Genomic DNA, 15,762 nt, shown 5'->3' on the forward strand with positions numbered 1-15,762 from the left:
TTTTATCCCCGTTACTTAACCAGTTAGGAGCCTCTTTGATGGACCAATTTAATGATTTCCATAATGCGCAGGTCGCGTTATTACCGCGTCATCTGAGGCAATATATTGTCGACCAGCATTACGAACATTACACGGCCGCCGATCATGCCGTTTGGAGATACGTGATGCGCCAGAATTACAGTTACCTGAAGGATGTGGCTTATTATCCCTATATTCCCGGTTTAGAAAAAGCGGGCCTTACTATTGAGCGGATCCCCGACCTGCAGGAGATGAACGACGCCCTGGGCAAGATCGGGTGGGGCGCCGTAACCGTCGATGGATTTATCCCGCCGGCGGCATTTATGGAATACCAGGCTTATCGTGTATTGGTGATCGCTGCCGATATCCGGCAAATGGAGCACATCGAGTACACGCCTGCACCAGACATCATTCATGAGTCTGCCGGGCATGCCCCCATCATTGCGGAGCCGGATTATAACAAGTACCTGAGCTATTTCGGTAGCATCGGATCTAAGGCCATGTTTTCTTCGGCAGATTTTGAGCTGTATGAAACGATCCGGGAACTGTCTATCTTAAAAGAGATGCATGATGCCGATCCGGAATCCATCCGGAGAGCCGAAGAACGTGTCGCCGCATGCCAGGACGCGACAAGCGAGCCTTCTGAAATGGCGCTGCTAAGCCGTCTCCATTGGTGGACCGTGGAATACGGACTGATTGGTACACCCGAAGATCCAAAGATCTATGGAGCCGGTTTGCTTTCGTCGATCGGCGAAAGTGCGTCGTGTATGGACCCCGGCGTAAAAAAACTATGGTATACACCTGAGGCCGTGAATTACACGTATGACATCACCAAACCGCAGCCCCAGCTTTTTGTAACTCCGGATTTTGAGAACCTGATCACTGTACTGGAGCGTTTCGCCGAAGGGATGGCCTTCCGAAAAGGTGGCTCTGAAAGTGTACTTAAAGCAATTGAAAGCCGCCGGACAGCCACTGTAGTTTACAGTTCGGGATTGCAGGTTAGCGGTGTGGTGACCGACTTAAAAACAGATGAGTATGGTGAGCCCGCTTTTATACGTACGACCGGCCCCACTGCATTGTCTTACGACGGCAGGGAACTGGCAGGGCATGGAAAGGGTATGCATATTAATGGTTTTTCGTCGGTGGTAGGCAAGTTGAAAGGCAGCGGCAAATTATTGGAAGACTTCGGCGACGACGACCTCAAATACGCGCTGCTGTCGCCCGGTGAGGATGTTACCCTTGAATTTGAAAATGGATTTACGCTAGCGGCAGAATTTTCGGGCAGTACCCGGATAGACGGGAAACTGGTGCTGCTCAGTTTTCGTGACTGCCTGGTAACAGATAAAGAAGGGACCGTTTATTTCGATCCGTCATGGGGCACTTTTGACCTCGCGATAGGGGAGCGGATCGTTTCTGTTTTCAGCGGCGCCGCGGACAAGGATGCATTTGAAGACATCGTGCCATTGTCGAAAACATCCACCCATCACCCGGTACACGACGAGCACACCAGGGCGTACCATGCGCTTTTTGCCCGGGTGAGGAACTGCCGGGAAGAACAGCGGCGCTATGATGAGTTGCCGGCGGTCTACCAGGAGTTATCTTTACATTTCCCGGCCGATTGGCTTTGCCGGTTAGAAATTCTCGAATTGCTTGAAAAAGAAAGCCTGATGCCCGATCTTGCGGACCATATCAGGAACGACCTTGCCGAAAAGCGTGTAAAAATGCCCGGGTATGCGAAACTGATTGCAGACGGGCTTCGGATGATCCCGGCCAGGGCAAAGTTATAACTACGGATAAGATGAACATCATAATCACCGGCGCCAGCAGCGGTATAGGCTTTGAAGCGGCATTAGAGCTGATCCTTAGCAATGACAATCATGTGATCGCCCTCGCCCGTTCCGAGGACAAGCTGGAGAATCTTTACACGATCGCGAAGGGGCTTAACCCGGAATGCAACTTGTATCCTGCCAGGTTTGACATCGTGGAAGACGATTATGAGACCGCATTTCTGCCGTTTGTCAGGCAGAGATTCAACAAAGTGGACATTCTTATCAATAACGCCGGCACATTGGTGAACAAGGCTTTCCTGGAAACTTCGCCGCTGGATTTCGCCGGGATGATCCAATCAAATTTGTTGGGGCATGTGCAGATGATCCAGTCGATTGTTCCCATGATGTCTGCCCACGCACATATTTTAAACATCGGGAGCATGGGTGGTTTCCAGGGAAGCGTTAAATTCCCTGGTCTGTCTGCTTATTCAGCGAGCAAAGCCGCTCTCCATACATTAACAGAATGCCTGGCGTATGAGTTTGCAGAAAGGGGCATCCGTGTTAATTGCCTGGCGCTTGGCTCCGCTCAAACTGAAATGCTGGAAAAAGCGTTCCCGGAGTATCAATCGCCCGTGATGGCATTCGAAATGGGAAAATATGTAGCGGATTTCGCGTTAAACGGGCACCGGTTCTTTAACGGTAAGATCCTGCCGGTGGCAGTAACCACGCCATAGCTAGTCGGTTATCGCTTTTTTGTCCATCAATAGTACTTCGTGGACGACCACCTCGGTGATATACCGCTTAGTTCCCTCCTTGTCGGTATAGCTGCGGCTGGTCAGCTTTCCTTCGATAGCCACTTCACTTCCTTTATGAAGGAATTTTTCGGCCAGGGATGCTTGTTTGTCCCACAAAACGAGGTTGTGCCATTGCGTTTCTTCTACCCGTTCTCCCTTTTCATTTTTGTAAGAGTCGTGTGTGGCAATTGATACGCGCACCACTTTTTTGCTGCTTCCAATGGATTTCGCTTCAGGCTCACTGCCGAGAAAACCGGCCAGGCGAACGCTGTTCCTAAGATTACTCATATTTATTGTGTTTAAATTAACTGATGTGCAATAATAAGATACATTATTTAATTTAATATTAAATTAAATAATTATAATTGAAAGTAAATAATTATTTTACCAATCATTTATAAATAGCTATATGATGTATTGCCATGAATGCGGCACCTTATTAAAAGGCAGAGCCGATAAGAAATTTTGCGATGAACACTGCCGTAACGCTTTCAACAACAGGAAGAATAAGACCATTACCAATTTCGTGCGGAGGGTAGACGCCCATTTAAAGAAGAACAGGATCGTGCTGGAATCGTTACGAGGGGAAACGGACCGGCTGGTGCACAGAAGCGAGCTTTTACAGCGCGGATTTGAGCCAGGTTATTACACACATATTTGTGACCTGCAGAACGGGCAACCCTGTTTCTTTTGTTATGAATACGGGTTCAGGCAAGTGAATGACCGGGAGGTGCTGCTGCTGGCGGAACCCGTAGAAACATACCGGCCCGGTTAATTTTCGATATCATTAAGCAAGCCGCCTCGCCGCGCTTTTGTACTTTTGTGCATGATAAAAGCCGTAATATTCGATCTGGGAGCCGTATTGATAGACTGGAAACCAGAATATCTTTACCAGAAGATTTACCCTGATGAAAGTGAAATGAGGGAATTCCTTCGTTCCATCTGTACTTCTGAATGGAACGAGGAGCAGGATGCCGGGCGTTCGCTGAAAGAAGGGACCGACCTGCTGCTTGCCAGGTATCCCGAAAAAAAAACCGCGATCCGTGCGTTTTATGATCGCTGGGAGGAAATGCTGGGCGGCCCCATCCCGGGAACCGTAAAGATATTGGAAGAGCTTAAGGCAAGCGGGAAATTTAGGCTGTATGCACTGACCAACTGGTCGGCGGAGACCTTTCCAGTCGCGGAGCGTACATATGATTTCCTTGGTTGGTTTGACGGGATCGTAGTATCGGGAGTGGAAAAAATGCGTAAACCCGCTCCGGAGTTTTACCGGCTGCTGCTGGACCGCTTTTCCCTGGAGGCAGGAGATGTGCTGTTTATAGACGACAATGCCCGGAATACCCATGCCGCGGAGCAGTTGGGAATCCGCAGTATTCACTTTACCGATGCCCGCCTGCTTCGCAGCGAGCTGGAGGAGATGAAAATACTTTAGACCAGGTTTCGCTGACATGACGGGTAGTTTATACACATCCCCGATGACATGTGAAGAAGTATATGCTTGAGTTCTTACCAGAAGTGCCTATAATTACATTTTAATATAGGATTATTATGCGGCCGCTGTCCATCCCACCTTACATTCTTTCCTACTGGAATACGGAAACATTAACAGACGCGGTCTTTGAGTCGGTCCGCTCCGCGTATGGCAGGCTGCGCAAAGGCGATGGCGTGCCTGACGTGTCGATCGTAATCCCTGCCTATAACGAGGAAGCCAGTATCGTAAAAACCTTGCTTTCCTTAAGTAACAATGTGACTTCGCGTTCGGTAGAGATCATTGTGGTTAATAATAACTCGAAAGACAGCACCCATGCGCTTGTAGAGAAATGCGGCGTAACCTGTATCCTGGAGACCACGCAGGGCATCACCCCTGCGCGTAATGCCGGGCTTGCCTATGCAAGCGGAAAATATATCCTCAATGCAGATGCCGACTCGCTTTACCCGGATTGCTGGGTAGAAGAGATGGTATCGCCGCTGGCCAGCGACGAAAAAGTGGCTGCGGTATACGGTAAGTTTTCCTTTATCCCGGTGGGAAGTACCGGAAGGACCGTACTGTTTTTTTACGAGTATGCCGCCGATTTTATGCGGATGCTGAACCGGCGTTTCAAAGATGAAGCGGTGAACATGTATGGGTTTAATTCGGGGTTCAGGCGGGTGCAGGGGATTGAGGTCGACGGGTTTAACCATCCGCCTGCCACTAACGAAGACGGGTGGCTGGCCACCAAACTCCGGGAGAAGTTTGGAAAGCTTTACCAGGTATCTGCTACGCGTGCGCTGGTTTGGACCACCGACCGTCGTATCCAGATGGATGGCGGACTGTGGAAAGGTACCGCGAAGAGAATGAAACGAATGCTTGGCTTGGAAGCTACCGTAGGAAGCTCATAGAAATGTGGAATTTAATACCCAATTTGAGGTGTAAGTGGGTGTTCTTAACGCTATTTTAGTATTTTTACTTACGATTTACCAGTCAGATTGTGAAAAATATTGATCTAATGATTAAAAAACAGGGGAGAGAATTATGATTATCGTAACAAAACCGCCTGTTTTTTAGAATCATACTTTGAGGCATCTAAATTGTTAAGCTTAAACGAATAATCCGTTCACAGCGAGCGTGTGCGGTTATGGATGAGTTAGTCACTACAGATGTTTGCATAAAGTCAATCATATTATAAGATACCTATGATAACATACTTACGTTATTGCGCTTTACTTTTAGCGATTACCCTGTTCACGGGGAAAGCTTATGCACAGTTTCCCTACGAAGAGACTTTTAAAAACTCAACTGCGCAAGGAATCACTTTTGGCGGGGCTCCGGCGGCATTTCTGACGGCAGCGGCGGGAATACATCCAGAAGGCCAGGGGTTTCTCCGGTTAACCAATAATAGCCAAAGCCAGAAAGGTTATATTATCAGTGACGCCTCATTTCCTTCGGCATTCGGTTTGAAAGTAAAGTATGAATATTTTGTTTATGGCGGCAGCGGCGCCGACGGTATTTCCTTCTTCCTTTTTGACGCTTCCGTACCGACCAGCGCTTTCCAGATCGGGGGATTCGGCGGATCATTGGGATATGCACAGATCAATACCACCACACCGGCGTCTCCCGGGGTGAGCAAAGGATATATCGGGGTGGGCCTCGACGAGTTCGGGAACTTTTCTAACCCTACCGAAGGCAGGCAGTTAGGTACCGGTTTTCACCCGGGCTCGATCACGATCCGTGGTAAGGGTGATGGCGCAGCCTTTGTTCCGACCAATTACTCCTTCATAAAGACCGTGCGCGCGTTCGAAGACTTTGGCTTTCGTTTGTCGGACGGCGTAGCGCCGGCTACCGAAGAATCAGATCCGAATTACCGGCGGGTGGAGATTGACCTTGCACCCAACGGTCCGGGTTATAAGGTGTCGGTGAGGATCGTAGTGGGCGGTACGCCTACCGTTACTTACCCGGTTATTACTGATGAGCCCTATAATGAGCCACCGCCTGCGATGTTGAGATACGGCCTGGCGTCGTCCACCGGTAACCAAACCAACTTCCACGAGATCAGGAGCGTTTCGCTAAAGGTGTTTAACGATGGGATACTTGCAAGCCCCACTGCCTCGAACGATACATATGCACCCTGCCTGAGCACCCCGTTCACTTTTAACCCGTTAAGTAATGACAATGGCAGCGTAAACCAGAACGGTTCGATCAATACCAATACGATTGACCTGAACCCTTCGCTGGCAGGTACGCAAACTACCTATACGGTTCCCGGGAAGGGTACTTTTACCGTGGCCGATGCATCCGGTAATGTGACTTTCACGCCGCTTAATAGCAGCGTAACCGGACCGGTACAGGCAACTTACACCTTTAGGGATACCTATAACGCCGTTTCTACTACCGCGACCATTACGCTTAATGACGCGCCTGCAGGCCCTTCAAATAACAATGGAGCAGGTCCCGACCAGATCGTAAACTCGCAGACCACGGGCGCCAGTGCGACATTGAACGCCAGCCCTCTTCCTTTAAATACAACCGGCGTCTGGACCTTCGTGTCTAAGCCTGCAGGCGCTCCTGATCCTGTGATTGCCAATCCCACCAGTCCTAACACTACCGTATCGAATCTTTCGTTTGGAAATTATGTGTTCAGGTGGAGCTTATTCTCTCCCGGAACCTGCGGAACACCCGATGATATGAACCTGCAGGTGAACGCCATACCCACTGCGGTAAATGACACCTACCCGGCTGCGTTGAATACGGACCTGATCATGGACGTCACCTCCAACGATACGGACCCTGACGGAACGATCAATAAAACTACGGTCGTGGTCACGGTACAACCCACTAACGGTACTATTGTATTGGTAGACGGGGTTAACGGGAAAGTAACTTATCGTCCCAATATCGGTTTTACGGGTACGGATAACTTCCAGTATACGGTAAAAGACAATAGCGGTGCGACTTCTAACAGCGCACAGGTGAACATCACGGTAAGTACGCGCCCGACAGGGGCCGATGACTCGTATACCACCACCACGAATCAGCCGTTGCCTATCAACGTTAAAACGAACGATCCGAGCAGCGTAGGAACGACGGCTGTTAAGCTTACCAACCCGGTGAACGGTGCAATTTCTACGTTAACCGCTTTTGGTACTACCACTTATACCCCGAATACCAATTTCCATGGGCTCGACTTCTTTACCTATGCCCTGGAAAACGCCTCGGGGCTGCAGTCTACGCCGATCAATGTGCAGATCGTAGTGCGCCCCACGGGCGTGAACGACCTTGGGACTACATCTACCAATGTTCCCCTGCTGATCCCTGTGCTGGATAACGACCCTGGAAGGGTGGGAAGCACGATCGTACTTTCAGGGACCGCCTCGCATGGAAGCCTGGTCGTAAACTCGAATTCGGTGAGCTATACACCTGCCACGGATTATAACGGGCCCGACCAGTTTAAATACTTTCTTCGTGATGCAAATGGCTATGAGTCTGACCTGATTACGGTAGATGTGCAGGTAAGACCGGTAGGGTCTAACGATACTTATACCACGAACCTGAACACCGCGACTTCACTGGCTGTGAAGCTTAACGACATAAGCAAAGACAACACTACGCTAGTGATTAAAACCAATCCCGGTGTTGCCGGCGCTACCGCGGTGGTAAACGGCGACCAGATCGTGTATACCCCGGCCAGCGGTTACCAGGGTACCGATGTGTTTACCTACGCGTTGAAAGGTGCTTCGGGCGGTCTCGAATCGGCCCCGATCACTGTAACGATGACCATTTTGCCAAGGCTGATCACCACCCCGGATACCAGGCTTACCAACCTGAATGTCCCGGTTGACGTGGATGTGAAAGTGAACGACGCCAGCGCAGCAGGAGCCAACGCCATCGTAACTGTAGTACCACTCCATGGCACGGCGGCGGTAAACCCTGACGGAACGTTGAGATACACACCGAGCCTTAATTATTACGGGCCTGATACCTTTAAATACATCCTGAGAGATGGAGGCGGCCTGGAGTCTGACCCGACCACCGTAACCATCGGTGTTAATCCCGCCGGTACCAACGATACTTATACGGTAGCACTGAACAGCACTAACCAACTGACTGTAAAAGATAACGACGTAAGTAAAGTAGGAACTACCCTGATCAAACAGGCGGAGGCGCTTCACGGTACGGTTACCGCCAATAATACAGACGGAACGATGGTTTATACGCCTGAAAATAATTACTCAGGCACTGACCTGTTCAAATATGCTTTGCGGACAAGTGATAACCTGCAGTCCGAAGACATTACTGTAAACATTAACATCAGGCCTTTGGGTACGGCGGATGCAGGCGAAACCTTTATGAATACAGCGGTTTCCGTTCCGGTGAAGAATAACGACGTGAGCAAAACCGGTACTAACCCCATCGTGGTTACCCCACCTGTAAACGGGCAAGTGGTAGTTAATCCCGACGGAACGCTTACGTATACGCCAAACACCGGTTTCCACGGAAAAGATCCGTTTACCTACGCGTTAAAAACTACGGTGGGCGGCGTAGAGTCGTTACCGATCAGCGTAGATGTGAGTGTAAGACCTTCCGCCGCAGGCGATGTGAAATCTACTTCTGTAGGACTGCCGGTAGTTGCCAATATCAAGGACAATGACCCCGCGAAAACAGGAACTACCGTAGTGGTAGAAACGCTTCCGGTACATGGTATAATCTCGCTTAACCCGGATCAAACCATTACGTATACGCCAAATGCGGCCTTTACCGGGCAGGATTTTATTACCTATACTTTATTAAACAGCGAAGGGCTTAAATCGAACCCGGTAATTCTTACCATCAACGTAAAACCGTCCGGAACCAACGACGCCGTTACCACGCCTATGAATACGGCCGTCCCGATCCTGGTAAAAGACAACGACGCCAGCAAGGCGGTAACCACGGTTATTAAGAAAAGTGAACCGGCGCATGGTACCGCGTCGGCCCCTGCAGCGGACGGAACAGTTACTTATACGCCGGTTGCGGATTTTCATGGCAAGGATTCCTTTACCTATAGCCTGCAAACGGTGGACCTTGTGGAATCTGACGTGATTACCGTCAACGTAACCGTGAAGCCCACCGGTTTGCCTGATAATGCTGCCACCACCGTTGGAACGCCTGCAAATGTTAAGGTAAAGCTTAACGATCCCGGCAAAACCAATACTACGATCGTAAAAAAATCTGAGCCTACCCACGGTACAGTTACTGTAAACCCCGACGGTACTTCGGTGGACTACACGCCGTCGCCCGGCTATACCGGTCCGGATGTCTTTACTTACATCCTTGTCGACCCCGACGGTGTGGAATCAGACCCGATCACCGTTACCGTGAGCGTCAGGCCGGGTGGATCGAATGATGCTTATACCGTTGCTGTAAACAGCATCACCAACCTGCCGGTTAAGGATAACGACATCAATAAAACGGGAACAACCTTGTTAAAAGGCGCTGATCCTTTACATGGCACCATTACCTTAAATGATGACGGAACGATCAGGTATGCGCCGTTCACCAACTATGCAGGCCTGGATAATTTCACCTACATTTTAAAGAATATAGCTGATAACCTGCTGTCGGACGCGATTACGGTGGCGATCACCGTACGTCCGCTGGGAACCAACGACGTTGCTTCGACACCCATGAATACGGCCGTCCCGATCATGGTTAAAGACAATGACGCGAGTAAAACAGGAACCATTGTTATACTGCAAAACCTGCCTGCACACGGCACGGTAGACGTGAATGCGGCAGGCGTGGCGAGTTACACTCCGGCTACCGATTTCCACGGAAAAGACAGCTTTACTTACCTGCTGAAAACAGCCGACCTGGTTGAGTCGCTTCCGATCACGGTAGACGTGAGCGTTAAACCGGTTGCAGTTGCCGACGTTAAAACCACTGCGGGCGGTGTGCCGGCGGTGATCGCCGTTAAGGATAATGACCCCGGGAAAACAGGCAGTACACCGGTTAAAGAAACCAACCCGGCGCACGGTACGGTTGATTACAACCCGGCAACACAGGTATTTACTTATACTCCCGATCCAACTTATACCGGGTCAGATTCGTTTACCTATAGCCTGATTGATGCCGACCTGGTAAAATCAGATCCGGTGAGCGTAATTATCGGTGTGAAACCTTCGGGCACCAACGATGCAGCCGAAACGCCGATGAACGTTGCTGTTGCCGTATTGGTGAAAGACAACGATGCCAGCAAGGCAGTTACCTCCGTAATACTGGGCACATTACCAGGACACGGCATCGCCAAGTTAAATTCCGATGGAACGGTTACCTATACGCCCGATACCGATTTCCACGGAAAAGACACGTTCACTTACACCCTTAGAACAGTTGACGGGATTGAATCGGACCCGATCACCGCGGTAGTGAGTGTAAGGCCGACAGGAGTGACCGACAATTCAAGCGGCGCCATTGGCGTACCGGTAACCATCAACGTAAAAGCCAATGACCCGGGTAAAAATAATACGGCCGTAATCCCTAAAACTCCGCCGGTACATGGCAGCATCGTGGTAAATCCCGACGGGACAATTACGTATACGCCGACACCCGGTTATGTTGGTCCTGATACCTTCACTTATGCGCTCGTGGATGGTGATAATGTAGAATCGTTGCCCGTCACCGTTAATATCGGCCTCATCCCGGCCGGAACAAATGACGCGTATACCGTTCCGCTGAACGGCTCGTCGATACTTGCTGTAAAAGACAACGACGTAAGCAAAACAGGTACTACCGTGATCAGGCAAACCGATCCTTCGCATGGTGTCATCACCGTGCTGGCAGATGGTACGGTCACCTACACTCCTACGCTTAACTACGCCGGTACCGACGAATTCAGGTACATCCTGAAGAACAACGATAACTTGCTGCAATCTGAACCGATCATCGTATCAATCACCGTGAAACCGGTGGGATCGGCAGACCTGGCAGCCACACCGATGGGTACCGCGGTGACAATTCCTATCAAGGATAATGATGCGAGCAAGGCGCTCACCACCGGGTTGAAGAAAACGGATCCTTTACATGGTACCGCTGTGCTTAATGCCGACGGATCTGTGGCCTCTTACACGCCCGCTTCAGGCTACTACGGAAAGGATACGTTCACGTATTCCATCAGGACACTTGACGGAATTGAGTCGGACCCGATCACCGTTACCGTTAATGTTAAGCCTACAGGAACTGCTGATGCGGCCATCACCGCATCCGGAACACCAGCGGTGGTAAAGATCAAAGACAATGACCCGGGCAAAAACGGGACATCCATCGTTAAAAAAACGGATCCGCTTCACGGTACGGTAACCGTAAACCCCGATGGAACAGTTTCGTATACCCCGGCAGCAAGTTATGTAGGCCCTGATACCTTTACCTACAGCCTGCTTACCCCGGATGGTGTAGAATCTGATCCGATCCCCGTAACGCTGGAAGTAAGGAACCTGCCGGTAGCAACACCTGACGTGATCACTACAGTTACCGGCCCGCCGGTGAAGATCAACGTGATCGGTAACGACCGCGGTGATGGTCCTATCGATCCCAAAACGGTGGTGATCACTACGCCGCCGCAGCATGGTACCATCTCGGTGGATCCGGTTACGGGCGAGATCACTTATACACCGTTCCCTAACTACGGCGGTCCGGATAGCTTTACCTACACGGTAAAAGACGATAAGGGACTGGAGTCGAGACCAGGTACGGTGAATATCAACATCGCCAGTCCGAAGATCGGTGTTGCCAAAAAGCTGCTGGAGGTAAAAGCAGGCTTGAACGGAACTTATGATATCAGGTATCTTTTCACAATAGTGAATTATTCACCTTTCGTTCTTCGCAACGTTTCGCTGAAGGATGATCTCGCCGCGATCTTCACTGGAACAGAAGTGAAGGTAACCAGGGTATCGCACCAGGGAAGCCTTGTGGTGAATACCGGCTTTAACGGTTTGTCGAGCACAGACCTGCTGGTTCCGGCGTCGAGCACCATCAGTGCGATGGGAGAGGAGCAGGTAGAGCTTTTCATCAATGTTAAACTGGTATCGCGTGCGGGTGTATTCCAGAACACTTCTTACGTAGAGGCTACCAATGATGCGGGCACCAGGGTAACGGATCAGTCAACAGACGGTTTAAGGCCCGATCCGGTAATTGCCGGCGACGTAAGCCCATCGGCTACCACACCGGTAGACCTGAAGATCAACCCGCTGTTTATCCCGGGAGGTTTTTCTCCAAACAACGACGGTATTAACGATAAGTTCGTGATCCAGAACGCATTAGATAAAAAGATCAGCGTTGAGTTCTATAACAGGTGGAATAACCTGGTGTATAAGTCCAAAGATTACAAGAATGATTGGGAAGGCCAGGTAACCCAGGGTATCCACCTGGGCGATACCGTACCTGCCGGAACTTATTATTATATAATTATTGTGGGTACAGACAAATACGTCGGATTTATAACTATCAACAGGTAAAAATGAAAAGGCTTTTTGTATACAGTTTACTCGTAGTGGGGATGGGTCTGTCTGCCGGCAATGTTCGTGCACAGCAGGCGGCCATGTATTCGCAATATATGTTTAATGCATTGGCGGTTAACCCGGCCTATGCGGGAAGCAGGAACGTCCTTTCGGCGACAGCACTCTACAGAACCCAGTGGACGGGTATAAAAGGTGCCCCGCAAACCGGTTCTTTTACCATGGATGCACCATTTTACCGCAAACGCATCGGCGCAGGGATCCAGATCTTTAATGACCAGCTCGGCATTACCAAAACAACCGGGGGCGTGGTTAGCGGTGCTTACCGCATCAGGCTCGATAAAGCGACACTCTCTTTTGGCATGCAGGGAAGCGTAACACAGTACAGGGCGGCCTATTCGCAGGTAGAGCTTTCGCCGGGCGGTTCGCCCATTCCCGATCCGGCTTTTAGCGAGGATATCAATAAAGTGCTGTTTAACGCTGGCGCCGGTGTTTATTTCAATTCCGACAAGTTCTACCTGGGTATTTCGGTACCTGAGCTGCTGCGCAATAAGCTCACCAGCCAGAGCGTATCCGCCGGCGGCGAACTTTCCAGGCAGGCACTGCACCTGTTCGTGGCATCGGGCGTGGTTTTGCCGGTGGGCGATAGCTTTAAGCTCAAACCATCGTTCCTGTTCAAAGGGGTTGAAGGAGCGCCCTTGGAGGCTGATATCAACGGCACCATCTGGTTCAAAGATTTCATCGCTGTAGGAGCACAATACAGGACCAGCGCAGACATTTCCGCCATGGTAGAGTTACAGGCGACCCCGCAGATCAGGGTGGGCTACTCTTATGACCGTAGTCTTACCAGCCTGAGAAGTTATGGGTCCGGAAGCCACGAGGTCATGCTTCGCTACGAGTTTGGTTTCCAGCCCGATAAAGTATTATCACCGAGGTACTTTTGATTTATCGAATTATGCAACGCAGACATACTATTAAAGCCGCTTTCCTTACGTTACTCATCGTTTCGCTGTGTGTAAGTATCGGCAGCGCGCAGCCTAAAACAAAAAAAACGCCGCCCATTTTAAAGAAGGCGCAGGACGAATACCGTCTCCTTCACTACGTGGCCGCCATCAAGCAGCTGGACGAAGTATTAAGGGTAGATTCTGACAACGTAGCCGCACAGGAAATGATGGCAGACAGCTACCGCAAGATCAAGGATTACGACCAGGCATTGTTCTGGTACAAAAGGCTGAATAAACAGAAGGACGCTAAACCCGAGTGGATCCTCTATTACGCCGAAGCGCTGGCAAATAAGGAGCAATACGAGCAATCTGAACAATGGTACCGTAAATTCATGGTTGCCGCTCCCGGCGACAGACGCGCCGGCAACTTTGTAAAGCTGGGCACGGGGATCTCGGGATTATCAGAAGACAAGGGAGATTGGAAGGTATCCTACACCAACATTAACACGGCGGGCGCGGAATATTCGCCCATGTTCTATAAAAAGGGACTGGTGTTTAGCAGCAACCGAAGGATCGGGAAGGTCTCGAAAGATGTATTCGGATGGGATCAAACGCCCTTTACAGATCTTTACCTCATCGATGACCTTAAACGCATCGGCGAAGTAAGCAAAACCGATATGGAAGACATCGAGCGCCAGCGCGAAGGAAATGCCTACAAGATCAATGATGACGATACCGAGGAAGCAAGCAATGACAGCAAGACGCTTGGACAATACAGCACAAGGGTGCTGGTTGATCTTGCAGGAGAGCGCCTGGCGGCGGAAGTGAAAGCTGTCAAGCTCAGGAAAAAGATCAATTCCCGGTTCCACGAGGGGCCGTCGGTATTGCTCCCGGAAGGCTCGCTCATGTTTACCCGTAACAATTACTATAAAGGTAAAGCCAGCAAAAGTAAAAAAGGAGGCATCAACAAGCTGAAGCTCTTTACGGCGACAGGTCCGAATTGGAACCATATTCAGTCTTTCCCTTACAATGACAACGAGTACTCGGTGGGACATCCGGCAGTCACCAAAGACGGCTCCATCCTGGTGTTTGTTTCAGATATGCCCGGTGGTTACGGTGGTACGGACCTTTACTATAGCGTTAGGACCAGCGCCGAACGACAATGGAGCAAACCGGTTAACCTCGGCGCACGGATCAATACCGAGGGAAACGAGCAATTCCCCTATTTTGATAAAAATGGCAAGCTTTATTTCTCTTCAACAGGCTACGCAGGCCTGGGAGGGCTCGATATTTTCGAGGTGACACTGAAAGATATGCGCCCGACAGGCGTCCCTCATAACCTGGGTGCGCCGCTTAACTCTTCAGGCGACGATTTTGGATTTATCAAAGCAGATGACGAACGCAGCGGCTACTTTAGCTCTAATCGCGGTGGCAACGACGATATTTACAAGTTCGAGCAAAGCAGTTATCGTGTGGCCCTTAAAGGGGTGGTAACCGATACCAGGACAAGGCTTCCGATTGCGGGTGCGCAGGTTTTACTTCGCCATTTCGGCGGAATAGATACCCTGGTAACCAACCGTGCCGGTGCTTTCCAGAAAGACCTGGCGAAGGAAACCGATTACGAGATCGTCGCACAGAAACCAGGGTACGTAACCAGCAATAACTTTTTCACCACAGCGGGCATCGATAAGGATACCACGCTGAATGAACCGCTTAAGCTAGGCAGGGCCGAGCTCGGACAGCAGTTCGTACTCAATAAATGCGATTCACTGAAACGCGTGTTCGCAGTACAGAATATTTATTATGACCTGGATAAATCATACATCAGGCCCGATGCTTACCCTGCGCTCGATCACCTCGTTATGCTGATGCGTGAGCACCCCGAAATAGAGATCGTAACGGCAAGCCATACCGATAGCCGCGCGTCCGACCAATACAATAAACGCCTGTCATTAATGCGCGGAAATGCAGCCAGGACCTACCTGATGTACCGGGGAATTGACGGCAAACGCATCCGCGTAGAGTACTATGGAAAAAGCCGTTTGACTAACCGTTGTTTTGACGGTGTTCCATGCTCCGAAGAAGAGCAGCAACTGAACCGCAGGACAGAGTTCGACATCATTGTGAACGGTGTTAACCTGAGCCAGCTGAATTGTGGAAATCCCTAAAACTGTGGAATTTCACTATAGATAAAATTCCCCACCGGTAAGGAAATTATTCCCCGTATTTTTAAGAGATTTTGATCGGAAAGCTGCCTGGAAGATCCAGGGG

The 15,762-nt window shown here is 50.2% G+C and carries 9 protein-coding genes; 8 read left to right on the forward strand and 1 reads right to left on the reverse strand.

The genetic code is table 11. From position 1 onward, the window contains the following. Positions 1 to 38: 38 nt before the first annotated feature. Together GS398_RS12645 and GS398_RS12650 are read left to right on the forward strand one after the other, a co-directional pair. Complete coding sequence (locus GS398_RS12645; protein WP_160907176.1) at positions 39 to 1,805, forward strand: aromatic amino acid hydroxylase; 1,767 nt, start codon at positions 39 to 41, stop codon at positions 1,803 to 1,805. Positions 1,806 to 1,816: 11 nt separating this feature from the next. Then, positions 1,817 to 2,521 (forward strand): SDR family NAD(P)-dependent oxidoreductase, encoded by a 705-nt coding sequence (locus tag GS398_RS12650; protein ID WP_160907177.1) that lies wholly within the window; start codon positions 1,817 to 1,819, stop codon positions 2,519 to 2,521. On the opposite strand, the gene GS398_RS12655 is transcribed toward GS398_RS12650, so the two are convergent. Continuing rightward, the gene (locus GS398_RS12655; RefSeq protein WP_160907178.1) at positions 2,522 to 2,869 is read right to left on the reverse strand and encodes a single-stranded DNA-binding protein; all 348 of its coding nucleotides are present in this window, start codon (positions 2,867 to 2,869) and stop codon (positions 2,522 to 2,524) included. Positions 2,870 to 2,990: 121 nt separating this feature from the next. Here GS398_RS12655 and GS398_RS12660 point away from each other — a divergent pair, with 121 nt between their 5' ends. The 6 genes from GS398_RS12660 (at position 2,991) to GS398_RS12685 (ending at position 15,659) form a co-directional block, all read left to right on the forward strand. After that, entirely contained in the window at positions 2,991 to 3,356 is a 366-nt protein-coding gene (locus GS398_RS12660) for a hypothetical protein (RefSeq protein ID WP_160907179.1), read from the forward strand. A 51-nt stretch (positions 3,357 to 3,407) separates the two neighbouring features. Next, the gene (locus GS398_RS12665; RefSeq protein WP_160907180.1) at positions 3,408 to 4,013 is read left to right on the forward strand and encodes an HAD family hydrolase; all 606 of its coding nucleotides are present in this window, start codon (positions 3,408 to 3,410) and stop codon (positions 4,011 to 4,013) included. Positions 4,014 to 4,129: 116 nt separating this feature from the next. Then, positions 4,130 to 4,960, forward strand: coding sequence for a glycosyltransferase family 2 protein (locus tag GS398_RS12670; protein ID WP_160907181.1), 831 nt, complete (start codon positions 4,130 to 4,132; stop codon positions 4,958 to 4,960). A gap of 294 nt (positions 4,961 to 5,254) precedes the next feature. Continuing rightward, the gene (locus GS398_RS12675; protein ID WP_160907182.1) at positions 5,255 to 12,547 is read left to right on the forward strand and encodes an Ig-like domain-containing protein; all 7,293 of its coding nucleotides are present in this window, start codon (positions 5,255 to 5,257) and stop codon (positions 12,545 to 12,547) included. A 2-nt stretch (positions 12,548 to 12,549) separates the two neighbouring features. After that, a complete protein-coding gene (locus GS398_RS12680) occupies positions 12,550 to 13,491 on the forward strand; it encodes a PorP/SprF family type IX secretion system membrane protein (RefSeq protein ID WP_160907183.1) in 942 nt (313 codons plus the stop codon). Positions 13,492 to 13,502: 11 nt separating this feature from the next. Continuing rightward, entirely contained in the window at positions 13,503 to 15,659 is a 2,157-nt protein-coding gene (locus tag GS398_RS12685) for an OmpA family protein (RefSeq protein WP_202406057.1), read from the forward strand. Positions 15,660 to 15,762 lie beyond the last annotated feature (103 nt).

The sequence above is a fragment of the Hufsiella ginkgonis genome (assembly GCF_009834915.1).
GTDB classification, from domain to species: Bacteria; Bacteroidota; Bacteroidia; order Sphingobacteriales; family Sphingobacteriaceae; genus Hufsiella; species Hufsiella ginkgonis.